The sequence below is a fragment of the Stenotrophomonas nitritireducens genome (genome assembly GCF_050984405.1).
Taxonomy (GTDB): domain Bacteria; phylum Pseudomonadota; class Gammaproteobacteria; order Xanthomonadales; family Xanthomonadaceae; genus Stenotrophomonas; species Stenotrophomonas nitritireducens_B.
In genome coordinates, this window is sequence record NZ_CP158790.1 from 2,716,129 (window position 1) to 2,738,782 (window position 22,654).

Annotated in this window: 14 protein-coding genes and 3 pseudogenes; 8 read left to right on the plus strand and 9 right to left on the minus strand. The window is 70.5% G+C overall.

Going from position 1 to position 22,654, the window contains the following annotated elements; all coding sequences use genetic code 11:
- Positions 1 to 11: 11 nt before the first annotated feature.
- A complete protein-coding gene (locus ABTV91_RS12040) occupies positions 12 to 878 on the plus strand; it encodes a GGDEF domain-containing protein (protein WP_433851656.1) in 867 nt (288 codons plus the stop codon).
- A 551-nt stretch (positions 879 to 1,429) separates the two neighbouring features.
- On the opposite strand, the gene ABTV91_RS12045 is transcribed toward ABTV91_RS12040, so the two are convergent.
- Together ABTV91_RS12045 and ABTV91_RS12050 are read right to left on the minus strand one after the other, a co-directional pair.
- Complete coding sequence (locus ABTV91_RS12045; protein ID WP_433851657.1) at positions 1,430 to 2,128, minus strand: OmpA family protein; 699 nt, start codon at positions 2,126 to 2,128, stop codon at positions 1,430 to 1,432.
- A gap of 381 nt (positions 2,129 to 2,509) precedes the next feature.
- Positions 2,510 to 2,953: a nuclear transport factor 2 family protein gene (locus ABTV91_RS12050; RefSeq protein ID WP_433851658.1), complete on the minus strand. Its 444-nt coding sequence runs from the start codon at positions 2,951 to 2,953 to the stop codon at positions 2,510 to 2,512.
- A 106-nt stretch (positions 2,954 to 3,059) separates the two neighbouring features.
- Between ABTV91_RS12050 and ABTV91_RS12055 the strand changes: the two genes are divergently transcribed.
- The 4 genes from ABTV91_RS12055 to ABTV91_RS12070 all read left to right on the plus strand — a co-directional run bounded on the left by ABTV91_RS12055 (position 3,060) and on the right by ABTV91_RS12070 (position 8,593).
- Positions 3,060 to 4,742 carry a long-chain fatty acid--CoA ligase gene (locus tag ABTV91_RS12055; RefSeq protein ID WP_433851659.1) on the plus strand — a complete coding sequence of 561 codons (1,683 nt, stop codon included), beginning with the start codon at positions 3,060 to 3,062 and terminating at the stop codon, positions 4,740 to 4,742.
- Positions 4,743 to 5,338: 596 nt separating this feature from the next.
- On the plus strand, positions 5,339 to 6,538 hold the full coding sequence (locus ABTV91_RS12060; protein WP_433851660.1) for an acyltransferase family protein: 1,200 nt from the start codon (positions 5,339 to 5,341) through the stop codon (positions 6,536 to 6,538).
- 3 nt (positions 6,539 to 6,541) lie between these two features.
- Positions 6,542 to 7,501 (plus strand): phosphatase PAP2 family protein, encoded by a 960-nt coding sequence (locus ABTV91_RS12065; RefSeq protein ID WP_433851661.1) that lies wholly within the window; start codon positions 6,542 to 6,544, stop codon positions 7,499 to 7,501.
- 213 nt (positions 7,502 to 7,714) lie between these two features.
- On the plus strand, positions 7,715 to 8,593 hold the full coding sequence (locus tag ABTV91_RS12070) for a crotonase/enoyl-CoA hydratase family protein (protein ID WP_433851662.1): 879 nt from the start codon (positions 7,715 to 7,717) through the stop codon (positions 8,591 to 8,593).
- Between the two features lie 24 nt (positions 8,594 to 8,617).
- On the opposite strand, the gene ABTV91_RS12075 is transcribed toward ABTV91_RS12070, so the two are convergent.
- The 4 genes from ABTV91_RS12075 to prfB form a co-directional block, all read right to left on the minus strand.
- Entirely contained in the window at positions 8,618 to 10,798 is a 2,181-nt protein-coding gene (locus tag ABTV91_RS12075; RefSeq protein WP_433851663.1) for a response regulator, read from the minus strand.
- A gap of 1 nt (position 10,799) precedes the next feature.
- On the minus strand, positions 10,800 to 11,861 hold the full coding sequence (locus tag ABTV91_RS12080) for an HD domain-containing phosphohydrolase (protein WP_433851664.1): 1,062 nt from the start codon (positions 11,859 to 11,861) through the stop codon (positions 10,800 to 10,802).
- A 172-nt stretch (positions 11,862 to 12,033) separates the two neighbouring features.
- On the minus strand, positions 12,034 to 13,551 hold the full coding sequence (gene lysS / locus ABTV91_RS12085) for a lysine--tRNA ligase (RefSeq protein ID WP_433851665.1): 1,518 nt from the start codon (positions 13,549 to 13,551) through the stop codon (positions 12,034 to 12,036).
- Between the two features lie 106 nt (positions 13,552 to 13,657).
- Positions 13,658 to 14,783, minus strand: a protein-coding gene (gene prfB, locus ABTV91_RS12090) for a peptide chain release factor 2 (protein WP_433851666.1) whose coding sequence is annotated in 2 segments (ribosomal slippage) — positions 13,658 to 14,707 and positions 14,709 to 14,783 — 1,125 coding nt in all. Because the reading frame shifts where the segments join, the coding sequence is not laid out codon by codon here.
- Positions 14,784 to 14,951: 168 nt separating this feature from the next.
- On the opposite strand from prfB, the gene ABTV91_RS12095 reads away from it, so the two are divergent.
- Both ABTV91_RS12095 and ABTV91_RS12100 read left to right on the plus strand, forming a co-directional pair.
- Positions 14,952 to 16,103: a PPC domain-containing protein gene (locus ABTV91_RS12095; RefSeq protein ID WP_433851667.1), complete on the plus strand. Its 1,152-nt coding sequence runs from the start codon at positions 14,952 to 14,954 to the stop codon at positions 16,101 to 16,103.
- Between the two features lie 123 nt (positions 16,104 to 16,226).
- Entirely contained in the window at positions 16,227 to 17,738 is a 1,512-nt protein-coding gene (locus tag ABTV91_RS12100; protein WP_433851668.1) for a hypothetical protein, read from the plus strand.
- On the opposite strand, the pseudogene ABTV91_RS12105 reads toward ABTV91_RS12100, so the two are convergent.
- A pseudogene (locus tag ABTV91_RS12105) lies at positions 17,699 to 18,576 on the minus strand (LytTR family DNA-binding domain-containing protein). The gene ABTV91_RS12100 and the pseudogene ABTV91_RS12105 sit on opposite strands and share 40 nt — an antisense overlap.
- Before the next feature lie 151 nt (positions 18,577 to 18,727).
- On the opposite strand from ABTV91_RS12105, the gene ABTV91_RS12110 reads away from it, so the two are divergent.
- Positions 18,728 to 19,918, plus strand: a complete 1,191-nt coding sequence (locus ABTV91_RS12110) for an acyltransferase family protein (RefSeq protein ID WP_433851669.1) — start codon at positions 18,728 to 18,730, stop codon at positions 19,916 to 19,918.
- Positions 19,919 to 19,963: 45 nt separating this feature from the next.
- Here ABTV91_RS12110 and recJ read toward each other — a convergent pair.
- Both recJ and ABTV91_RS12120 read right to left on the minus strand, forming a co-directional pair.
- Positions 19,964 to 21,703 (minus strand): annotated as a pseudogene (gene recJ, locus ABTV91_RS12115) (single-stranded-DNA-specific exonuclease RecJ).
- Positions 21,696 to 22,652 (minus strand): annotated as a pseudogene (locus ABTV91_RS12120) (phosphoglycerate mutase). Before ABTV91_RS12120 ends, recJ begins: the two co-directional pseudogenes overlap by 8 nt.
- Between the last annotated feature and the right edge of the window lie 2 nt (positions 22,653 to 22,654).

Here is a 22,654-nt window from a genome sequence, read left to right on the forward strand (position 1 = left end):
GGTGCTGCCCGATGCTCGCCGCGCTGGCCTGCACCGCGCCCGCCGCGCTGGCGACCTGGCTGGTGCACAGGCGCGCCGCGCAGTTGTCCAGTGCCGGCCTGCTGCTGTGCCTGGCAAACGTGGCCGGCTGCCTGCTGGCCGCCGGCGAGCTCGGCCACCGCGCCCTGCCGTGGGCGCTGCTGGCGCTGATGGCCAATTTCTTCCTGGTCCACAACCGCATCGCCACGCCGGCGAACCTGGTGATGGTCGCCGGCCTGCTGGCGATGCCGGGCGTGCTGCGCACGCCGGCGCCCGATACGCAGGCGCTGGTGGTGATCGCGCTGATCCTGGGGTTCGGCTTCCGTTTCTCGCGGCGCCTGCAGGGCGACCGCACGCGGCTGGAACTGCTGGCCTCGCAGGACGAACTGACCGGCCTGCCCAACCGCCGCGCGCTGGAGAAGACCCTGCTGCAGCAGATCGGCAGCGCCCGCCAGGGCCGGTTCCGGCACGCGCTGGTGATCCTGGACATCGATCATTTCAAGGACGTCAACGACCGCTACGGCCACACCGCCGGCGACAACGCGCTGGTCGAACTGGCGGCGATCCTGCGGCTGGAACTGCGCGAGCAGGACAAGGTCTTCCGCTTCGGCGGCGAGGAGTTCGTGATCCTGGCCGAAGCCGGCACGCGCGACGCGCTGGCCGGCTTCACCGAGCGCCTGCGCGAATCGGTGCAGCGGTCGCTGCACGGCCCCGGCGGCGGCATCACCATCTCGCTGGGCGCGGCGATGTATGCCGGCGAGCAGTACTGGCAGGACTGGTTCTCGCGCGCCGACGCGGCGCTGTACCTGGCCAAGGGCAATGGCCGCAACAGCGTGGTGATCGCCGACGACCTGGCGTGAGCGGCGCCCTCGGTAGGAGCGGCTTCAGCCGCGATGGAGCTTTCCCGGCGAAGGCCCTTCGCGGCTGAAGCCGCTCCTACGAAGAACGCTTGTTGCAGGCACGAAAAGAGCCGCTTGCGCGTCGGGACTACGAGGGCTACGAACGCAGCGGGATCACGCCGATTTCGACGCAGCGGTTTCTACGCGCGCCCACCTCGTCGCCGTTGTAGGAGCGGCTTCAGCCGCGATGGGGCTTTCCCGGCGAAGGCCCTTCGCGGCTGAAGCCGCTCCTACGGAGAACGCTTGTTGCAGACAAGAAAAGAGCCGCTTGCGCGGCTCTTTTCAGGTTGTGACTATGCGCCGGTCACGACCGCAGCGGGATCACGTGGATCTCGACACGGCGGTTCTGCGCGCGGCCGCCTCGTCGCCGTTGGTAGGAGCGGCTTCAGCCGCGATGGGGCTTTACCGGCGAAGGCCCCTTCGCGGCTGAAGCCGCTCCTACGGAGAACGCTTGTTGCAGACACGAAAAGAGCCGCTTGCGCGGCTCTTTCCAGATCGGGACTATGCGCCGGTCACGAACGCAGCGGGATCACGCGGATCTCGACGCGGCGGTTCTGCGCGCGGCCGGCCTCGGTGTCGTTGCTGGCGATCGGGTAGTTCTTGCCGGCGCCCAGGGTTTCGATGCGCTCGCGCTGCACGCCCTGCGCGGCGAGGTAGGCGGCCACGGCGTCGGCGCGTTCCTTGGAGATGCGGTTGTTGACCGCGTCGGTGCCGATGCTGTCGGTGTGGCCGACCACTTCGATCATGGTCTGGTTGTACTCGGCCAGGGTCGAGGCCACGCCGTTGAGGGCGCCGTAGAACTGCGGCTTGAGCGTGGTCTTGTTGAAATCGAAGGTGATGCCGTCGGGCAGGTTCAGGGTGATGTTGTCGCCCTGGCGCTGCACGTCGATGCCGGTGTTGGCGGTGCGCTCGCGCAGGGCGCGTTCCTGGCGGTCCTGGTAGTTGCCGACGGCCGCGCCACCCAGCGCGCCGATGCCGGCGCCGATCATCGCGTGCTGGCGACGTTCGGTGGCGCTGCTGCCGCTGAGCAGGCCGGCGGCGGTACCGATGGCGGCGCCGATCAGGGCGCCCTTGCCGGTGCGGTTCTGCTGCTGGGTCGGGTTGCCGTACGGATCGCTCTGCACGTAGGAACCGCCGGTGGCGCACGCCGACAGCACGGCGGCGCTCACCAGGCCGATGGAAAGGTTGCGGATAACGGTGCGGGTGCTCATCGGGGGAATCTCCGTCTAGGGCCGGCCGTGCCAGCGTGGATTGCGCCGGCAGCATAAACAGCCCTGCGCGATTGGCGCATGACGAAACCGACTGCGGCCGGGGCTCCATTCAGGTAGCTGTCCGAGGACGGAACCGGCGGCGATATCGCATGCCGGGCGGTGGTCGGATGCGGCCGAAAGGGGCATGCCGAACGGTGGGCGCGCATGGGGGTGCGCTGCATGGCGCACGGGCTCGCGAAAGCAGTCGGGAACGCTGTTCCGCTGATGGATTGCCTTCGCCTCCCCCCCAGCGGACCTTGTCGGCACAGTGGCGTTCGAGGCGTGGCGAACGGAGGATCGTAGGGTTTCCTCTCCGGGAGGAGAGTCCTGTCAGGACGACGCCTATTCCACGGCGGGCGACCAGCTGGCGCTGTAGAGCCGCCACTGGTCATCGGCCAGCCGCCAGTGGCTGACCACCTGCTGCAGCTGGCCGCGCTCGGGCAGGAAGCGGCCGTCTCCGCCGGTCAGCAGCACGGTGAAGCGCACCGTCGCGGTATCGCCCTGCCCCATCTCCACCTGCAGCGGGCCGGTACGCGCACCGACCCTGGCGTTGAGCAGCAGCTGGCCGCGCAACAGCCGGTCCAGGCCGTCGTGGTCCAGGGCGTCGTTGCCGATGAAGTCGGCGGCCACGTTCTCCATGAAGTCCCTGGGCCGGCCCTGTTCCACCGCCTCCTGCATCTGCGCCACGGTCTGGCGCAGGCGCTGTTCGGGCGCCTGGCGCGCGCAGGCGGCCAGGGCCAACACGATCAGCGCAATACGCGCGCAGTTGAGGACCGTTCGGATCATCGCTCCCTTCGCCTTTTCCATTCTGGACGGTATGCTGCGGTGACGGCCGCCATCGCCGGACGGCCGGTCATACCAACTAGACCACAACCATTTCCTGGAGGGGAAGATGAATCAGGAACGTCCCTGGCTGCAGAGTTATCCCGCCGGCGTGCCGGCCGAGATCGACGTCGATGAATTCCGCTCCGTGGCCGCGGTGTTCGATGCTTCCGTGGCCAAGTTCCGTGACCGTCCGGCCTACTCCAATTTCGGCAAGGTGCTGACCTACGGGCAAGCCGATGCGCTGGTGACCCAGTTCGCTTCCTACCTGCTGGGCGAGCTGCAGCTGAAGAAGGGCGACCGCGTGGCGGTGATGATGCCCAACTGCCTGCAGTACCCGATCGCCACCTTCGGCATCCTGCGCGCCGGCCTGACCGTGGTGAACGTCAACCCGCTCTATACCGCCCGCGAGCTCAAGCACCAGCTGGTCGACGCCGGCGCCTCGGTACTGGTGGTGGTGGACAACTTCGGCGACACCGTGCAGCAGGTCATCGCCGACACCCCGGTCAGGCAGGTGGTCACCACCGGCTTGGGCGACATGCTCGGTTTCCCCAAGGGCGCCATCGTCAACTTCGTGCTCAAGTACGTAAAGAAGATGGTGCCCGACTACCGCATCAAGGGCGCGATCCGCTTCCGCGAGGCGCTGCGGCTGGGCCGGCGCCATGCGCTGCCGCCGGTGGAGGTCGGCCACGACGACATCGCCTTCCTGCAGTACACCGGCGGCACCACCGGCGTAGCCAAGGGCGCCATGCTGACCCACCGCAACCTGGTGGCGAACATGCAGCAGGCCTCGGCGTGGATCTCGGCCTCGGGCGTCAAGCCAGGCGAGGAAGTGATCATCACCGCGCTGCCGCTGTACCACATCTTCGCGTTGACGGCCAACGGCCTGGTCTTCATGAAGCTCGGCGGCCTGAACCACCTGATCACCAACCCGCGCGACATGAAGGGCTTCGTCAAGGAGCTGCGCAACAACCGCTTCACCGCCATCACCGGCGTCAACACGCTGTTCAACGGCCTGCTCAACACGCCCGGCTTCGAGGACGTGGATTTCTCCGCGCTCAAGGTCACCCTGGGCGGCGGCATGGCGGTGCAGCGTGCGGTGGCCGAACGCTGGAAGAAGGTCACCGGCACCACGCTGGTGGAGGCCTACGGCCTGACCGAAACCTCGCCGGCGGCCTGCATCAACCCGCTGGACCTGGCCGAGTACAACGGCGCCATCGGCCTGCCCATTCCCTCCACCGACGCCTGCGTGAAGGACGACGACGGCAACATGGTGGCCACCGGCGAGGTCGGCGAGCTGTGCATCCGCGGCCCGCAGGTGATGAAGGGTTACTGGCACCGCCCGGACGAGACCGCCAAGGCCATGGACGCCGACGGCTGGCTGCACACCGGCGACATGGCGCGCATGGACGAGAAGGGGTTCTTCTACATCGTCGACCGCAAGAAGGACATGATCCTGGTGTCGGGCTTCAACGTGTACCCGAACGAGGTCGAGGACGTGATCGCGATGATGCCGGGCGTGCTGGAAGTGGCCGCGGTCGGCGTGCCGAACGAGAAGTCCGGCGAGGTGGTCAAGGTGGTCATCGTAAAGAAGGACCCGAACCTCACCGAGGAACAGGTCAAGGAGTTCGCCCGCGCCAACCTGACCGGCTACAAGCACCCGCGCATCGTCGAGTTCCGCAAGGAACTGCCCAAGACCAACGTCGGCAAGATCCTGCGCCGCGAACTGCGCGACGCGCCGCCGGCCGGCTGAGGCCGCCTCGCTCCCGGGGTACGGCCCGGCGCCTACGCGCAGCCCCCGGCAAGGAAACGCGGCACTGCCCAGCCGAGGGCGGACAGTGCCGCGACAGCGGGCGGGAACGGCGTGTCCGCAGCTTCTGGACGTGCGTGGCGCCGGCGACGGTCAGATGCTCGCTGGCCCGCACATCGGGACCGATCTCTCGGCCCCACCTCACCTCGCTGTCTCCTCGATCAGCGGCGGCAACCACTCGTCAAGCAGGCGGTGCGGCGCCCCGGTCATTGCCATCCTGCTGCCCGGAAGCGCACGTCCTGCGGGGATCCACAGCCGCGCCCACCACTACGCGCCGAACCCGGCCGCGACCGTTGCTGCCTGGACCGACGTCCGCGGGTGGTCGCCTTCCCCGATCCCGTCGAAAGCGGCACTGCCATAAATAAGGCCGCGGCATCGGCTTCGTCCGCGCGGTGCCCCCGCCGGCGAAGCCGTTCCGTCCCCCGTTCGTCCCCGCATTCCACTAACCGTCCCCGGCCAGCAGCGCATGGTCACTTCGGGATGGGCGGAGCAGCCCGGCGGGCGGACGCTGGCGGCATTCCCGTCATCGGCCCGAGCGCATGCAACGCCGTCACGACATCGACGCCCTGCGCGTCATCGCGTTCTCCCTGCTGATCCTCTACCACTCGGCGATGGTCCACGTGGCCGACTGGGATTTCCACATCAAGAGCACGTACCAGGCCGAGTGGCTGCAGTACCCGATGATCGCGCTGAACCGCTGGCGGATGCCGCTGCTGTTCATGATCTCCGGCATCGCCCTCGGCCTGGCCGGGATCGAGGGCCGCCGCTGGCGCTTCGCCGGGACGCGCAGCCTGCGCCTGCTGCTGCCGCTGGCGTTCGGCATGCTGGTGGTGGTGCCGCCGCAGACCTTCTTCCAGGTGGTCACGCAGTACGGCTACACCGGCGGTTTCGCGCATTTCTACGCGCTTTACCTCGGCCACGGGCTGTGCCGCGCCGGCCACTGCCTGCTCACCCCGACCTGGAACCACCTGTGGTACCTGGCCTACCTGCTGCCCTACACCCTGCTGTTGCTGGCAACGGTGCCGCTGCTGCGATGGCTGCGGGAGCGGCTCGGTAACGCGGAGCCCACGCCGCTGTCGGCCGCCCTGCTGCTGGCGCTGCCGATCCTCTGGCTGCTCTGCGTCCGCTTCTGGCTGGCGCCGCGTTTCCCGGAGACCCACGCCCTGTTCGACGACTGGGTCGTGCATGCCGAATCGCTGCCGCTGTTCCTGCTGGGTTACGTGCTGTCCACGTGCGCGGGGTTCTGGCGCTGGGCGTGCCGGCTGCGTTGGCGCATGCTCGGCGTGGCGCTGGCGGCGATCGGCGTGGAGCTCGGCCTGCGCTGGCTGGGCCACCATCCGCCCGCCGGTCCGATGCCGGACTGGGCGTCGCGGGTTCCGTGGAACACGATCGAGCGCATCGCGCGCGCCACCTATACGTGGACGGCGCTGCTGGCGCTGTTCGGCTGGAGCCGCGCCCTGCTCGACCGCCCGTTCCGCTGGCTGCCCTACTGCAGCGAAGCGGTGTTTTCCTGGTACATCCTGCACCAGACCCTGATCGTCGCCCTCGCCGGGTGGCTGATCCCGATGCGGCTGGGCGCGGGTGTCGAGGCAACGCTGGTGGTATCGGGCACCATCGCCGGCTGCCTGCTGCTGCACGAAGGCCTGATCCGCCGAACGGGCTGGCTGCGCCCGCTGTTCGGGCTCAAGGCGCTGCCGCGCACGGCGGCGCCGCGTCCGCTTCCGCACCCGGTTCCCTGAGCCATGTTCGAAGTCGAACCCAACCTCTGGCTGCAATCCTTCGCCGCGCCGTGGCTGACCTGGCTGATGCAGGCGGTCTCGCTGTTCGGGCAGGAGTGGCTCTACGCGGCCCTCGTGCTGGTCGCAGGCTTCGGCCTGCGCCTGCGGCCGATGCTGAGCGTGATGCTGGCGCTGCTGCTGACCGGGCTGGGTACCCATGCGATCAAGGACGGACTGGGCCTGCCGCGCCCGGTGCAGGTAGACGCGCGGGTGCTGGACAAGGGTGCGGCGAACACGCGCTGGCTGGTCGAGCGCGGGGGCGCGCGGACGGCGTTCGGCCTGCCGTCGGAGCAGGCCATCGCCGCGGCGCGGGCATTGCGCGATCCCGACTTCGGTTTCAGCAGCGGCCATGTCGCCGCCGCCACCGCCTTCTGCGCCAGCCTGCTGCTGGCGTTCGCGCCGCTGCGGCGGCGGCGCGCGCTCGCCCTGGCCGTCGCGCTGTGGCCGGTGCTGATGGCGTGTTCGCGCCTGTACCTGGGCCGGCATTTCCTCGGCGATGTAATCGGCGGCGCCTGCCTCGGGCTGCTGGGCGCCGGAATCGCCGGGTGGCTGTGGCGGCGCGCAGCGGCGCATCGCCTCGTATTGCCGCTGGCGCTGTGCCTGGCCCTGGCGTCCATCGGGATGCCGCTGCTCGATCCGGGCACCGCGGGCCAGCTGCTCGGGCTGGCCCTGCTGGCCGCGCTGCTGGCGCATGGCGGCTGGCCCGCCGATGCGCCAGCCACGCCAGCGATGCGGCTGGGCCGCGTGGCCCTGGCGTTCGCCGTCTACCTGGCCGCCCGCGGCGCTTCGCATGCGCTGCTCCACGCGCTGGGCGATGGACGGGCCGCGCGGATGGCGCTGGCCGCTGCCGCGACCCTGTGCATGCTGGGCGGCAGCGTGTGGCTGGCGCGGCGGCTGCGGCTTTACCCCACCCCCGCCGCCTGAGCCGGGCGCCCGTTCCACCGCCACCTGCCGCGCGCGTGCCGCGACGGCCCGGCATCCGCCGATGGCCGTGCTGTCCCGCCGATGACCCCGTGGCCTGCCGCGGCGCCTTCGCGCACTCCCATGGCCGATACCGCGTGTAGGATCGCGGAGTGCCAGCGTCCGGCCCGCCGCCCACGCTTCCCATTCCGCGGGCCTCCTGCAAGGACCCAGCCCATGAGTGCGATCGAACTGCTGCCTGTCGGCACCCCCGCCACCCCTCCCTACTCCACCATCCGCGTGCACGACGATGCCGCCAGCGACGTGCACTGGCTGCACATGCATGCCGATGCCGGCCCCGGCGTGCGTCCCTGCTTCCGCAAGCCGCTGATGACCGAGATGCACGCCTACCTGGACGGCATCACCGGCGACCCGCAGGCCCGGCACGGGCGCCTGCGCCACCTGGTGCTGGCCTCGGCGGCCGATGCCTTCAACCTCGGCGGCGACCTGGACGTGTTTTCCGCGCTGATCCGCGCGCGCGACGGCGACGGCCTGCTGCGTTACGCGCGCAGCTGCGTCGACGGCGTCTACCGTTTCCACGCCGGCCTGGACGGCAGCTTCCGCACCATCGCCCTGCTGCAGGGCGACGCGCTCGGCGGCGGCCTGGAAATGGCGCTGTCCTGCCACACCATCGTCGCCGAGGAAGGCGTCGGCATGGGCCTGCCGGAAGTGCTGTTCGGCCTGTTCCCGGGCATGGGCGCGTACAACTTCCTGAGCCGCCGCGTGTCGCCGCAGCTGGCCGAACGCATCATCCTGGAAGGCCGCGTGCACACGGCCGAGGAAATGCACGCCATGGGTGTGGTCGACATCCTGGTGCCGCGCGGCCAAGGCGAGCAGGCGGTGAACGAGCTGATCCGCCAGCAGCAGCGCATCCCGCAGTCGTACCTGGCGATGAACGCGGTGCGCGGCATCTCCAACCGGGTCGACTACCAGGAACTGCTGGACATCACCCGGGTATGGGTCGATGCGGCGCTGGCGCTGGACGACCGCTCGCTGCGCACCATGGACCGGCTGGTCAAGGCGCAGACCCGCCGCAGCGGGCAGGTGCGCGGTTGAGCCGGGCCGGAGCGGCGATGGAACTCAGCCGGTCACGTCGTCGTGCGATTGCGCGCGCCCGCGGGCGCGCGCGTCCAGCGCCTGTCGCCCCTCCTGCAGCGCGGCACCGATGCGCGCGTGCAGCGGTTTCCACTCGCCCTTGAGTTGCCAGTCGGCCATGCGCATCAACTCTCCCCCCTGCCGGGCGACTTTCAGCAACCCCAGGTTGGCGGCCACGCCCTTGATCGCGTGGGCGTGCTCGCGCAACCGTCCCCAGTCCTCCGCCTGCGCGTCGCCGGGCAAGGCGGCCACGCCCTGTTCCAGGTCTTCCAGGCACTGGCGCACGAACTCGCGCTCGAAGCCCTTGCCCATGCCCAGCGCGGACAGTTCGTCGAGCACGCCGGTGTCGAGCACCGCGTCGCCGTCCACCATCGGGGCGATCACCGAGGCCATCTCGCGCGGGCCGCCGGCGGCGGCGCCGCTGGCGATGTCGGCCATGGTTTCCAGCAGCCGGGCCGCGACCACCGGCTTGGCCATGAACGCGTGCGCGCCGGCCTGGTTGCAACGCTGGATCGCCTCGGGCGTGACGTCGGCGCTGAGGATCACCACCGGCGTGCGCGGGCCGCCGCCGGCCTGCATCACCCGCAGCTGCCGAAGCAGGTCCAGCCCGCTCATGCCCGGCATGTGCAGGTCGGTGATGGCCACGTCGAACTCGCGCGCGGCCATCGCGTCCAGCGCCTCCTCGGCGCCGTTCACGCAGGTCACGCGGTGCCCGGCCTTCTGCAGCAACCGCTGCAGCACCATGCGGTTGGCCTCGTGGTCGTCGGCGACCAGCACATCCAGACTGCGCACGCGCGCGCGGTGGCGGCGGAACGGATCGGTGAAGGCGATGACGTTGCCGGGATCCTCGGTGGCCGCCGGTTCCGCCGTCGCGGCCGCGCCGCTGTCGGCCGCGGCCGGCGCCGCGGCATGGCCCAGCGGCAGTTCCACCCAGAAACAGCTGCCGGCCGGCAGGTTCTCGCGGTAGCCGATCTCCCCGCCCATCGCCTGCGCCAGGCCCTTGGCGATGGCGGTGCCCAGGCCGGTGCCTTCGTGGCGCCGGGCCATGGAAACGTCGGCCTGCTCGAAGGCGTCGAACAGCCGCGGCCGCAGCGAGGGCGCCACGCCGATGCCGGTGTCGAGGATCTCGAAACGCAGCCGCAGCGGCGCGTCCTGCGCCTGCGGGCTGACCGACACGCGGATCTCCACCTGGCCGTGGTCGGTGAACTTGACCGCGTTGCCGGCCAGGTTGAGCAGGATCTGGCGCAGGTGGCCGACGTCGCCGTGCAGCCCGTCGGGTACGCCGGCTTCGACGAACACGCGGTAGTCCAGGCGCTTGGCGCGCGCCTGCGGCGCCAGGATCAGGCCGATCGACTGCACCAGTTCGGCCAGCGAGAAATCCTGCGCGTTGATGCGCAGTTTGCCGGCCTCGATGGCGGAGATGTCCAGCACCTCCTCCACCAGCGCCAGCAGGGTGCGCGCCGAGGCCTGGATCGTGCCCAGGCACTCGCGCTGTTCCTCGTCCAGGCGGGTGGTGGCGAGCAGTTCGGTCATGCCCGACAGGCCGTTGAGCGGCGTGCGGAACTCGTGGCTCATGTTGGCCAGGAAGCGGCTCTTGGCGTCGCTGGCGCGGCGCGCCTCGGCCATGGCCTCGGTCAGCTGCCGCAGCAGGCTGGAGAAATACAGCGGGATCGCCGCCAGCCCGACCAGCAGGCCGATGCCCAGGCCCAGGTTGCGTTGCCAATAGTCGCTCAGCGCCAGGGTCACGCCGAAACTGGCGGTGGCCATGACCACGGCCAGCATCAGGTAGCGGTTGCCGAAACGCATGCCGTTGCCGACGGTGACCCACATCACCACCACGTAGATGCAGGCCATCGGCTCGCCGATGGTGCTCATCGCCGCGGACATCAGCGCGTAGTCGTCGACCATGCCGAGGATGCGGCGCAGGTCCGAGCGCCCGGGTTTCCACAGCAGCCAGCCCATCAGCGCCAGCGACAGGCCCTGCGCGATCAGGATCAGGGTGATCACCAGCCGCAGCTGCGCCGGCGGCAGGTTCCAGCGCCCGGCCGACAGCAGCACGTAGCACAGGATCAGCGCGATCATCACGATGCGCACCAGCGCCTGCGCGTGCTCGCTGTCCCCGCGTTGCCGCAGGCGCTGCCGGAGCCAGGCGAACGCGCTCGTCATTTCAGGCTTCCGGTCTCGGGAAGGCCGCCGAGTAGCGCGCGCAGACCTCGTCCAGCCGTTCGCGCGCCTGCAGCAGCGCATCGACGCAGCGCGGGCAGAACAGGCGCCCGCGCTGGGCGTAGAGGTAGGCCAGCGCGGCGTCCATCGACCAGGCTTCCTTGTAGGGACGCGGCGACAGCAGCGCGTCGAACACGTCGGCCACCGCGACGATGCGCGCTTCCAGCGGGATCGCCTCGCCGACCAGGCCGTCGGGGTAGCCGCTGCCATCGAAGCGCTCGTGGTGGCGCAGGGCGATGGTCGCGCCCATCTGGATGAAACGGTTGTTGCTGCCGCTGAGCAGCTCGTGGCCGATGCGCGGATGACGGCGCATGACCGCCATCTCCTCCGGGTCCAGCTTGCCGGACTTGAGCAGGATGGAATCGGGAATGGCGATCTTGCCCATGTCGTGCAGCGGCGCGGCCATCTCGATGGTGCGCACCTCCTCGGCGGGCAGGCCGAGTTCGTCGGCGATCAGCCCGGCCACGTGCGCCATGCGTTCGAGGAAGGCGCTGGTGCCGGCGTCGCGGTATTCGATGGCGCGCGCCAGCCGCGACAGCGTTTCGCGTTCGCGCTCCTCGACCTCGTGCATGCTGGCCAGCAGCCGCTGTTCCAGCGACAGCGCGCGCTGGCGCACGCTCTGGCTGTGGCGGCGCAGCTGCAGCAGGTTGTTGCAGCGCGCGCGCAGTTCGCGCGGGCGGATCGGCTTGACCAGGAAATCGATGACGCCCGCTTCCAGCGCGCTCTGCCGCAGCGGCTCGTCGCCGACCACGGTGATCAGCACGATGGGCACGTCGCGGTTGCCCGGCATGCGCCGGAAACGCTGCGCGAATTCCAGCCCGTCCATGTTGGGCATGCGGTAGTCGAGCAGCAGCAGGTCGGTCTCGTGCGACTGGCACCAGGTCAGCGCCTCCAGCGGATCGGCAAAGTCGTACACGCCGAGTTCCGGCGAGATGTCTTCCAGCACGTGCCGCACCATGCTGCGGGCCGATGTCTGGTCGTCGACGATGACGATTTCCAAGCGCATGTGACAGTCTGTCCGATGAAACCGCTGTTGCCGGGAAGGGAGGCTCCCGGCACGCCGCGCCTCCTCACCGGCCCTTGCGGGCGCGATCCGGCGGACACCGCATCATCAACTGCATGCGCCGGGCCTGCAATACGCCCGCGCCCTCCGCCCGGCGGAAGGCGATGGCCCGCAGTCAGTTTTCCGGGCGCATGTACGGGAACAGCAGCACGTCGCGGATCGAGGCGCGGCCGGTCAGCATCATCACCAGGCGGTCGATGCCGATGCCCAGGCCGCCGGTCGGGGCCATGCCGTACTCCAGCGCGCGGATGTAGTCCGAGTCGTAGTGCATGGCCTCGTCGTCGCCGCCCTGCTTGGCCTGCACCTGCGCCTGGAAGCGCGCGGCCTGGTCTTCCGGGTCGTTCAGCTCGGAGAAGCCGTTGGCGATCTCCTTGCCGTTGATGAACAGCTCGAAGCGGTCGGTGTAGCCCGGTTCGATGTCGCTGGCGCGGGCCAGCGGCGACACCTCCACCGGGTGGTCGGTGATGAAGGTCGGCTGCACCAGGGTGTGCTCGACCGTGGCCTCGAAGATCTCCAGCAGCAGCTTGCCCCAGCCCCAGGACGGCTTGACCTTGATCTTGAGCCGCTCGCAGTGGCGCAGCAGCGCGTCGCGGTCGGTGCAGTCGGCGGCGCTGATCTCCGGGTTGTGGTGGCGCACCGCCTCGTCCATGCGCCAGCGGCGGAAGGCCGGGGCCAGGTCGATGGCCGCGCCGTCCCATTCCACGGTGGTGGTGCCCAGCACCTGCTGCGCCACGTCGCGGATCACGCCTTCGGTCAGGTCCATGACCTCGTTGTACGTGGCGTAGGCCTCGTACAGCTCCATCATGGTGAATTCCGGGTTGTGGCGGGTGCTCACGCCCTCGTTGCGGAAATTGCGGTTGATCTCGTACACGCGCTCCAGGCCGCCGACCACCAGGCGCTTGAGGTACAGCTCCGGCGCCACGCGCAGGTACAGGTCCAGGTCCAGCGCGTTGTGGTGGGTGGTGAACGGCTTGGCAGTGGCGCCGCCGGGGATGTAATGCATCATCGGCGTCTCGACTTCGAGGAAGTCGCGCGCGTCCAGCCAGGCGCGGATGGCGCGGATGATCCTGGAGCGCTTGACGAACACCTCGCGCGACTCCGGGGTCACGATCAGGTCCACATAACGCTGGCGGTAGCGCTGTTCGACGTCGGCCAGGCCGTGCCACTTGTCAGGCAGCGGGCGCAGCGACTTGGTCAGCAGGCGCAGGCCGCTGGCCTTGACCGACAGCTCGCCGGTCCTGGTGCGGGTCAGCCCGCCCTCGACGGCGATGATGTCGCCCACGTCCCAGCCCTTGAACGCGGCATAGGCCTCGTCCAGCGCGGTGGCCTGCAGGAACAGCTGGATGCGGCCGGATTCGTCCTGGATCTGGGCGAAGCTGGCCTTGCCCATGATGCGCTTGGCCATCAGCCGGCCGGCCATCTTCACGGTGCGGCCGGAGGCTTCCAGCGCTTCGGCGGTCCAGGTATCGGTGTCGGCGAACTCGTCCTGCAGCGCGCCGGCGAAGTGCTCGCGGCGGAAGTCGTTCGGATAGGCGATCCCCTGCCCGCGCAGCGCCGTGAGTTTCGCGCGGCGCTCGGCGATGAGGCTGTTCTCGTCGACGGGGGGCTGCGGCGCGGGAGTCTGGTCGTTCATGGCGTTGGTTTGGTCGTTGCAGGGGGGAGGAAACAGGCCCGGCCATCATGCCGACGGACGGGCGGAAGGGCGAATGGACGCGGCCGCACCGGCGGCCGCGCCGTTCTTACGCGTCGGTGCGTTTGGAGCCGGCTTCCAGACCGGACTTGAGGCTGGCCTCGACGAATTCGTCCAGGTCGCCGTCCAGCACCTTCTGCGTGTCGCTGCGCTCGATGCCGGTGCGCAGGTCCTTGATGCGGCTCTGGTCCAGCACGTAGTTGCGGATCTGGCTGCCCCAGCCGATGTCGGACTTGGTGGCTTCCACCGCGTCCTTCTCGGCATTGCGCTTCTGGATTTCCAGCTCGTACAGCTTGGCGGCCAGCATCTTCATCGCGCGGTCGCGGTTGGCGTGCTGGCTGCGCTCGGTCTGGCAGGCCACCACCACGCCGCTGGGGACGTGGGTGATGCGCACGGCCGATTCGGTCTTGTTCACGTGCTGGCCGCCGGCGCCCGAGGAGCGGTACACGTCGGTCTTCAGGTCGGCCGGGTTGATCTGGATGTCGATGTTGTCATCCACTTCGGGCGACACGAATACCGAAGTGAAGCTGGTGTGGCGGCGGTTGTCCGAGTCGAACGGGCTCTTGCGCACCAGACGGTGCACGCCGATCTCGGTCTTCAGCCAGCCGTAGGCGAAGTCGCCTTCCACGCGGAAGGTCGCCGACTTGATGCCGGCCACTTCGCCGCCGGAGACTTCCAGCAGCTCGGTCTTCCAGCCGCGGCTCTCGGCCCAGCGCAGGTACATGCGCAGCAGGATCTCGGCCCAGTCCTGGGCCTCGGTGCCGCCGGCGCCGGCCTGGATGTCGACGAAGGCGTTGGCCGAGTCCATCTGCCCGGAGAACATGCGCTGGAATTCCAGCTTTTCGATCTGGGCCTGGTACTTGTCCAGGTCGGCGACCACGGCCAGCGCGGTGTCCTCGTCCTGCTCGCTCTCGGCCAGGTCCAGCAGCTCGCCGCACTCGGCCATGCCGTCGAGCACGGTGGCGATGCCGAGCACGGTCTTCTCCAGGCTGGCGCGTTCGCGGCCCAGGTTCTGCGCGTATTCGGCGTTGTTCCAGACGTCGGGGCTTTCCAGCTCCCGGGTTACTTCCTCAAGACGCTCTTTCTTGGCGTCGTAGTCAAAGATACCCCCTGAGCGAGACCACCCGATCGGTAAGATCGGCGATTCGCTGGCGGACGGGATTCAGTTCGATCATGGTCGGTCCATGCAGGTGCAGACAAGCCGGCGATTCTAGCACCGCGCACCCGCGCCGTCGGCGATGCAGGACCCGGACCGGCATCCGGCGGAAGCGGCCCCGCATGCAGTTAGAATCCCGCCAGCCGTGCCCCCCGCGCGACCCTTTCAACCGATCAAGGACTCTCGCTTGAATACACGCCCCACCCGCCTGTTCGCCGCCCTCTCCCTCACCCTGGCCCTGGCCGCCTGCCAGAAGCTGGGCGGCGGTGGTGGCGACAACGCCCCCAGCCTCGCCGTCGGCGACAGCGTCTCCGGCGAGATCACCTCCTCCAGCCGCCTGAACTACAACGACGGCAGCCGCCACCAAGGCTACAAGGTCACGCTGAAGAGCGGCCAGGCCGTGGCGCTGGAACTGGGCGGATCGCTCAACGGCCAGCTGTCGGTGTTCGACGGCCAGAGCCTGCTGGCCACCGCCTCGGCGCGCGGCTACGAGGGCGAAGGCGATCCGGGCCAGGTCAGCCTGGCGTTCAAGGCGCCGAAGGACGGCACCTACCTGGTGGCGGTGAACAGCGCCGGCTCGGATTCGTTCGGCCCGTTCAAGCTCAAGAGCAGCGCGGTCACCCCGTACGATGGCAAGCCGCTGGGCGCCGACAGCGAGGCCATCGACTGGCTGATGGGCGAGAAGCAGGACTACAAGCTGAAGGTCGACAAGGCCGGCATCTACACCATCGCCATGGAATCGGGCGCGCTCGATTCCTACCTGCACCTGACCGGCCGCAACGTCGACGTCGAGGACGACGACGGCGGCGGCAACCTCAACGCCCGCATCCGCGCCTACCTGGAACCGGGCGACTACACCCTGGGCGCCTCGTCGCTGAACGGCACCACCGGCTCGTTCAAGTTGAAGGTCGGCCTGACCCCGGTCGACAAGGACCTGATCATCCGCGACGGCAGCGCCCTGACCGTGGGCCAGACCGCGCAGGGCATGATCGATTCGCGCGGCCGCCGCAGCTTCGTGCTCGACCTGGACAGCCCGCGCCACGTGCAGTTCGACGCCATCGCCGACAACTTCGACTCGGTGCTGCACGTCAGCGGCCCCGGCGTCGACGCCGAGGACGACGACGGCGGCAACGGCACCAACGCGCGCCTGACCCTGCAGCTGGGCCCGGGCCGCTACACCGTGGCGGTGACCAGCTTCGGCAGCCAGCAGGGCGTGTTCGAGCTGGAGACCACCGACCTGGGCGCCGACGTCGCCGCGCCGGTCAACAGCAACCGCAAGGATGCGGCGGTCGAGGCCGCCGCCGCGGCCGCCGAAGCCGCCGCCGCAGCGGCCGACTGATCTTCCCCGGCCGCCGGTTCCCCCGCCGCGGCCGGGTTCCCCCGGGCCGTCGACTCCGTTCCGTCCACGCCGGGCGGAACGGCGATGGCCGTCCCCCGTTCCAGAGAACCCAAGGAAACCCACGTGAAGCGACTCGCAGCAGGAGTGCTGACCCTCGCCATCGCCACCGGCCTGAGCGCCACCGTCCACGCCGCCCCCGCGGCCCGCCCGCTCGCCGCCAACGGCGAAGCCTCGGGCGAAATCACCTCCGCTACCGCGCTGAACTACAGCGACGGCAGCCGCAGCCAGCTGTTCAGCCTGCAACTGGCCGCCGGCCAGGCGGTATCGCTGAAGCTCGATGGCCCGCTCAACGGCACGCTGGCGGTGTTCCACCGCGACATGCTGGTCGGCCGCACCGAGTGCGGCTGCGAGAACGGCGCCCAGCTCAGCGTGCGCGCCGACAAGGCCGGCCAGTACCTGGTGGCCGTCAGCGGCGCCGATCCCCGCGCCTTCGGCCCGTTCCACCTGAGCGCGACGCCCATCGTCGCCTACGACGGCAAGCCGCTGGCCGCCGGCCAGCGCATCACCGACTGGCTGAACGGCGAACGCCAGACCTACACCCTGCAGGTCGACAAGCCCGGCCTGTACACCCTCAACCTGGAATCGGACGCGTTCGACGCCCGCCTGGAACTGAGCGGCAACGGCGTGAGCCTGGAAGACGACGACGGCGGCAATGGCACCAACGCGCGCCTGGTCGCGCCGCTGCAGCCGGGGAGCTACACGCTCACCGCCGCGGCGTTCTCGCAGAGCAGCGGCGCGTTCTACCTGGGCGTGGAACAGGCCGACTTCCCGGAAGGGCTGGTGTTCGCCGACGGCAGCGCGCTGCCGCTGGAAGGCCAGGCCAGCGGCTTCGTCGGCGCCGACGAGACCCGCAGCTTCGTATTCTCGCTGCCGGACCGCCGCCGCGTGCAGTTCGACGCCAGCAGCCGCGACATCGACCCGCTGCTGAGCCTGCAGGGCGCGGACATCACGCTCAGCGACGACGATGGCGGCGGTGGCGTCAACGCGCGCCTGTCGCAGGTGCTCGACCCGGGCGAGTACAACATCTCGGTGCGGTCGGTGAACGGCCGCGGCGGCATCTTCCAGATCGCCACCGGCACCGCACCGGCGCCGGACGCCGACCCGCCCGGCGCTGGCGATCGGCCGCGAGGCGAGCGGCCAGCTCAGCCCGGGGCTGCGCAACCTCTATACGCTGGAGATTCCGCGCAAGGGCCGCTACACGATCGCCATGACCGGCAGCAACGGCCTGGACGGCATGGTCACGCTGATGCGCGACGGCCAGGAGGTCGCCTCGCAGGACGACAGCGACACCAGCCTGGATCCGCTGCTGGAAGTCGAACTGGAGGCCGGCCATTACGTGCTGATGGCGCACAGCTTCGACCCGGCCGCGACCGGCGCCTACCGGCTGCTGGTGCGCCGCCGGTAAGGCATCGCGGCGCCACACGGCGCGGCGCGGGCCGGCTGGCGACGGCCGGCCTGCGCCATCGGTCGGGACGGGAAAGGCGGCCGGCGTGCGGCTTTCCTGCGGCCGCGGATTTTCCGGCCGGGACGCGCGCCTACTCCACGCCGCCGCGCGCGCGCAGGCCGGCGCGGTAGCGGCGGCTGCATGGCAGGATGTGGCGTCGCGCAGGTGGACCCGCGCATCGCCGCTGTCCAGCGGCTCGATCGACGCGACCTGGCCGAGGTTGACGATGTAGCTGCGGTGGATGCGCACGAAGCCCTCCGGGTCCAGCCGCGCCTGGATCCCGGCGATGGTGCTGCGCAGCGGGTAGTCATGGCCGCGCACCCGCAGGTTGACGTAGTTGCCGGCCGCCTGCAGCCATTCGATGTCGTCGGCGGCGACCAGGAACTCGCGGCCGAGCTTGCGCACCAGGAAACGCTCCGGCCGCTCCACCGGTTCCAGCGCCGGCCCCTCGTCCGGCTCGGACAGCAGGCTGGCCTCGCCCTGCCAGCGCCGCAGCAGCGCCCGGTAGGCTTCCATGGTCAGCACGATGTAGGCGAAGCTGCGGATGTCCTTCAGGTATTCGTAGAACAGTTCGCGCGGCCACGGCCCGAAGTCGTAGTGCATGCCCACGGCGGCGTAGCCGAGGCTGCGCAGCGCGACCATGCCCAGCACGTGCACCGCGCAGACCGCCACGCTGGCGGCCAGGTAGCGCAGCAGCTGGCGCGACCATCCGCCCCAGCGGAACGGATGGCGTCGGGTGAACCAGGCCATGCCCGGCAGGATCAGCAGCAGCCACACCGCCGCGCTGCTCGCCTCCCACAGCGCCGGTTCCCACGCCTGGATGTCCGCCCCGCGACGGCGCAGGTCCATCAGGGCGACAATGGTGTTGGCGAGGCAGTTGCCGCCGATCATCACCAGCCAGAAGCCGTATTCGACCCAGCGTCTCCACGGCAGATAACGTTCGTACGGCATCGGTTCGGTATCGCGCATCCGCCGCATTCTAGCCGGCGGCGTCCCCGCGGCCGTCCCCGCGCGCCCTCCATTCGTCCCTGGCTGCCGGCGGGCCGTCCCCTCGTACTGGCCCGCGGCGTCCTCCGCGGCAAGGCTGGCCGCCTTTCCACTGCAACGGGATGGCATCGCCATGCAACGCCGCCACGACCTGGACAGGGTCCGCGTCTTCGCTTTCTGCCTGCTGGTGCTCTACCACGTGGGCATGTATTACGTGAGCTGGGACTGGCACGTGAAAAGCCCGGCCGCCGGCACCGCGCCGGAGCCGTTCATGCTGTTGACCAGCCCGTGGCGCATGTCGCTGCTGTTCCTGGTTTCCGGCGTCGCCACGGCCTTCATGCTGCGCGCCGCCGACGGCGGCTTCCTGCGCCGGCGCTCGCGCCAGCTGCTGCTGCCGCTGCTGTTCGGCATGTTCGTGGTGGTGCCGCCACAGGCCTACCTGCAGGTGGTCGAGCAGCTGCCCGGCGGCTATTCCGGTGGCTGGCTCGATTTCTACGGCAAATACCTGACTGCCTTCCACGGCTTCTGCGGCAGCGATGGCGAGTGCCTGGACCTGCCGACCTGGAACCACCTGTGGTTCCTGCCCTATCTATGGTGCTACACCCTGCTCGCCTGGCTGCTGTGGCGGCTGCCGTCACCGGTGCTGGAGCGGTTGCGTTCCGGCGCCGGCCGCCTGCTGCAGGGCTGGGGCGCGCTGCTGCTGCCGGCGCTGCTGCTGGCGGTGGCGCGGCTGCTGCTGGTGGCGCGCTTCGAGCAGACCCACGGGCTGGTGGACGACTGGTACAACCATGCCCAGTACGCGTGCGTGTTCCTGGCCGGCTTCCTGGTCGCCTTCAACGAAGGCTTCTGGCTCTCCCTGCAGCGCCTGCGCTGGCCGGCGCTGCTGCTGGCCGCCGCCAGCTACGCGCTGCTGATCCATGTCTGGTACTTCTCCGGCTATGACGACGCGCGTCCGCCGCCGCAGGCGCTGCGCTTGTGGCTGCGCGCGGCCTGGGCGCTGGACCAGTGGTGCGCCATCGCCGCCCTGCTCGGCTTCGCCTACCGCTGGCGCGACATCGACAGCCCGCTGCTGCGCTGCCTGGGGCCGGCGGTGTTCCCGCTGTACATCCTCCACCAGACGGTGATCGTGGTGCTGGCCCATGCACTGAAACCGCTGCGCATCCCCGCCCCGGCCGAAGCCGTGCTGCTGGTGGTGGCGACCTTCGCGCTGTGCCTGGGCGCGTACGCCGTGATCCGGCGCATCGGCTGGCTGCGGCCACTGTTCGGGCTCAAGCCGCGGGCATCGGCCCTGCCGGTGCAAGGCCTGGCCGATCCGCGGCCCTGAGCGCGGCGGCCCGGCATGCGCCGGCATCAAGGACGGCGCAGCCGCCTAGGCCTGCAGGCAATGCTCCACGATCAGCTGGATCGCGCCGCCGCCCCGGTAGTCGTCGCCGACCAGGCGGTAGGCCAGGTGCACATGGCGGCCCGGGGCGGTGCCGGTCCAGCCGCCGAAGTGGATGGCGTTGAGCGTGGCGGCGGCGCCGGGCAGGCGCAGCTCCAGTTTCAGGTGCCGCTCCTTGAGCACGCGCCACTGCGCGACCTCGAAATGGCCGTCGAACAGCGGCTCGGGGAAGCCCTGCCCCCACGGCCCGGCCAGACGCAGCGCCTCGGCGTGGCGGAAATCCAGTTCAGCGGCGGACAGCTCGCCGTCGCTGAGCAGCTGCTGCTGCAGCAGGACCGGGTCCAGCGCCGCCAGCACCTGCTGTTCGAACACGCCGCGGAACGCTTCCAGCTGCTCCAGCGCCAGGCTCAGGCCGGCGGCCATGGCGTGCCCGCCGAAGCGCTCGATCAGGCCGGGATGGCGCGCGTCGACGGCGGCCAGCGCATCGCGGATGTGGAATCCGGGAATCGAGCGCGCCGAGCCGCGCAGCATGCGCGCGCCCGGCTCGGCCGGAGCGAAGGCGATCACCGGGCGGTGCAGGCGGTCCTTCATCTTCGAGGCCACCAGCCCGACCACGCCCGGGTGCCAGTCCGCATCGAACAGGCAGGCCGCGACCGGGCGCCCGCCGCTGCCGTCCAGCAGCACCCGCGACACCGCCTGTTCCGCATCGTCGGTCATCGACTGCTGCACCGCGCGGCGCTCGGCGTTGATCTCTTCCAGCAGCGCGGCGATTTCGCGCGCCTGCGCGGCGTCCTCGGTCAGCAGCAGTTCGATGCCCAGCGCCATGTCCTCCAGCCGACCGGCGGCGTTCAGGCGCGGTGCCAGCGCGAAACCGATATCGCTGGCGGTCAGCCGCCGCGCGTCGCGCGGCCGCTGGCCTCGATCAGCGCGCGCAGGCCGGCGCAGCCCTGCCCGGCGCGCCGGCGCAGGCCCGCCGCCGCCGCACCAGCGCGCGGTTGTTGTCGTCGTCCAGCACGACCAGGTCGGCGACGGTGCCCACCGCCACCAGGTCCAGCAGCGGCGTCAGGTCCGGCCCCTTGCCGTCGGCGAACGCGCCGGCCTCGCGCAGGTGCCGGCGCAGCGCCATCAGCACGTAGAAGATGACGCCGACGCCGGCCAGCGCCTTGCTCGGGAAGGCGTCGCCGTCGAGATTCGGATCGACGATGGCATCGGCCGCGGGCAGGCGCTCGCCGGGCAGGTGGTGGTCGGTCACCAGCACCTGCCAGCCCAGCGCCTTGGCCGCGGCGACGCCTGCATGGCAGGCGATGCCGTGGTCCACGGTCACGGTCACAGCAGGTCCGGCTGCAGCGCGGCCAGTTCGGCCACCAGCGACGGCGACAGGCCGTAGCCGTGCACCATGCGGTTGGGCACCGCGTGCACCACCTCGCGCGCGCCGAGCAGGCGCAGGCCGCGCACGCCGACCGCGCAGGCGGTGGCGCCATCGCAGTCGAAGTCGCCGACGATCAGGATGCGGCGGCCCGCGGCGATGGCCGCGGCCAGCAGCTGCACCGCCGCCTGCATGCCGCCGAGCAGTTCCGGCGCGTGCAGCTGCGCCAGCTTCGGCTGGGCCTGCTGCGGCGAATGCACGCCGCGCGCGGCGTAGATCCGGCGCAGCAGCGGCAGCGTGTCCTCGTCCCACTGCCCGCCTTCGACGGCCTCGCGGCGGACGATCTTCAGCGCGTCACTCATCGCCCAGCGCCGCCAAGGGCTTTTTCCAGAAACGCCAGCGCTGGCCGCGATGGATGCGAAAGCGCGCGCCGTCCTCGAAATCGAGCAGCAGCTCGCGCAGCTCGCCGCGGCCGATGGCATCGAGCAGCGGCGCGATGGCCTCGCCAGTGAGCTGGTCCAGCGACCGCAGCTGGCGCAGGTCCACCAGCGCATCGACGGCCCGGCTGTCATCGGGGCCAGGGCCGTCGACGCGCACGCCGGCCATCGCCGCCAGCCCCTGCAGCAGCGCGTCGCGGCTGCGCACCTGCGCATGCCCGGTGCGCGCACGCGACTGCGGCAGCCGGCCGGCGCGCCAGAACCACAGCGAGTTGACCGCGCGCCGGCCCTGCGCGAGGCGCTGTTCGTTCCACGGATGCTGGTGCAACGCCACCTGCGCCTCGGTCAGCAGGGCGCGCCAGCGGCGGCCGTTGTCGCCTTCGGGCAGGTGTTCGAACAGGTCGTCGCCCAGCGCCTGGTCCGGCGCGGTGAAGGCCGGCAGCGGCGTGTCGTCGGGCAGGCGCAGGTACCAGCGCGACGACGGCGCGTCGGCGCGTCGAGCTGGAAGCCGAACCCGGCGAACAGCGGTTGCAGCGCCGGCAGCAGCGCGGCCGTATCGGCCGGTTCCAGGCGCAGCGTCTCGGCCGAGGCCATCAGCCGCGCGCCCTGCATGTCCGGCTGCACGTTGGCCGGGTCGGCGCGCGCGCAGCCACAGGCTGCCAGCGGCATCGCCGGCGTCGACCTGGCGGGTCAGCGCGGCAGCCGACCACGGTTCCGGCTGTACCTGGAAATGCCGGCGCAGCTGCGCCGACTCGCCGGCCTCGCCCCCGCTGCGGTCGGCGCGGCCGAGCGCGGTCGCCACCTGCGCCGGCAGCGTGCCGCCGGGGAAGCGGCTGCGGGCGGGAAGCAGCAAAGTGGCTTTGGCGTGGGTCATCG

Excerpts from the sequence above, each read along its gene's own strand:
- ABTV91_RS12065 (WP_433851661.1), top strand. The coding sequence starts at position 6,542 with ATGTTCGAAGTCGAACCCAACCTCTGGCTGCAATCCTTCGCCGCGCCG.
- ABTV91_RS12040 (WP_433851656.1), top strand. The coding sequence starts at position 12 with ATGCTCGCCGCGCTGGCCTGCACCGCGCCCGCCGCGCTGGCGACCTGG.
- ABTV91_RS12045 (WP_433851657.1), bottom strand. The coding sequence starts at position 2,128 with ATGAGCACCCGCACCGTTATCCGCAACCTTTCCATCGGCCTGGTGAGC.
- ABTV91_RS12055 (WP_433851659.1), top strand. The coding sequence starts at position 3,060 with ATGAATCAGGAACGTCCCTGGCTGCAGAGTTATCCCGCCGGCGTGCCG.
- ABTV91_RS12060 (WP_433851660.1), top strand. The coding sequence starts at position 5,339 with ATGCAACGCCGTCACGACATCGACGCCCTGCGCGTCATCGCGTTCTCC.
- ABTV91_RS12080 (WP_433851664.1), bottom strand. The coding sequence starts at position 11,861 with ATGCGCTTGGAAATCGTCATCGTCGACGACCAGACATCGGCCCGCAGC.
- ABTV91_RS12050 (WP_433851658.1), bottom strand. The coding sequence starts at position 2,953 with ATGATCCGAACGGTCCTCAACTGCGCGCGTATTGCGCTGATCGTGTTG.
- ABTV91_RS12110 (WP_433851669.1), top strand. The coding sequence starts at position 18,728 with ATGCAACGCCGCCACGACCTGGACAGGGTCCGCGTCTTCGCTTTCTGC.
- ABTV91_RS12070 (WP_433851662.1), top strand. The coding sequence starts at position 7,715 with ATGAGTGCGATCGAACTGCTGCCTGTCGGCACCCCCGCCACCCCTCCC.
- ABTV91_RS12075 (WP_433851663.1), bottom strand. The coding sequence starts at position 10,798 with ATGACGAGCGCGTTCGCCTGGCTCCGGCAGCGCCTGCGGCAACGCGGG.
- lysS (WP_433851665.1), bottom strand. The coding sequence starts at position 13,551 with ATGAACGACCAGACTCCCGCGCCGCAGCCCCCCGTCGACGAGAACAGC.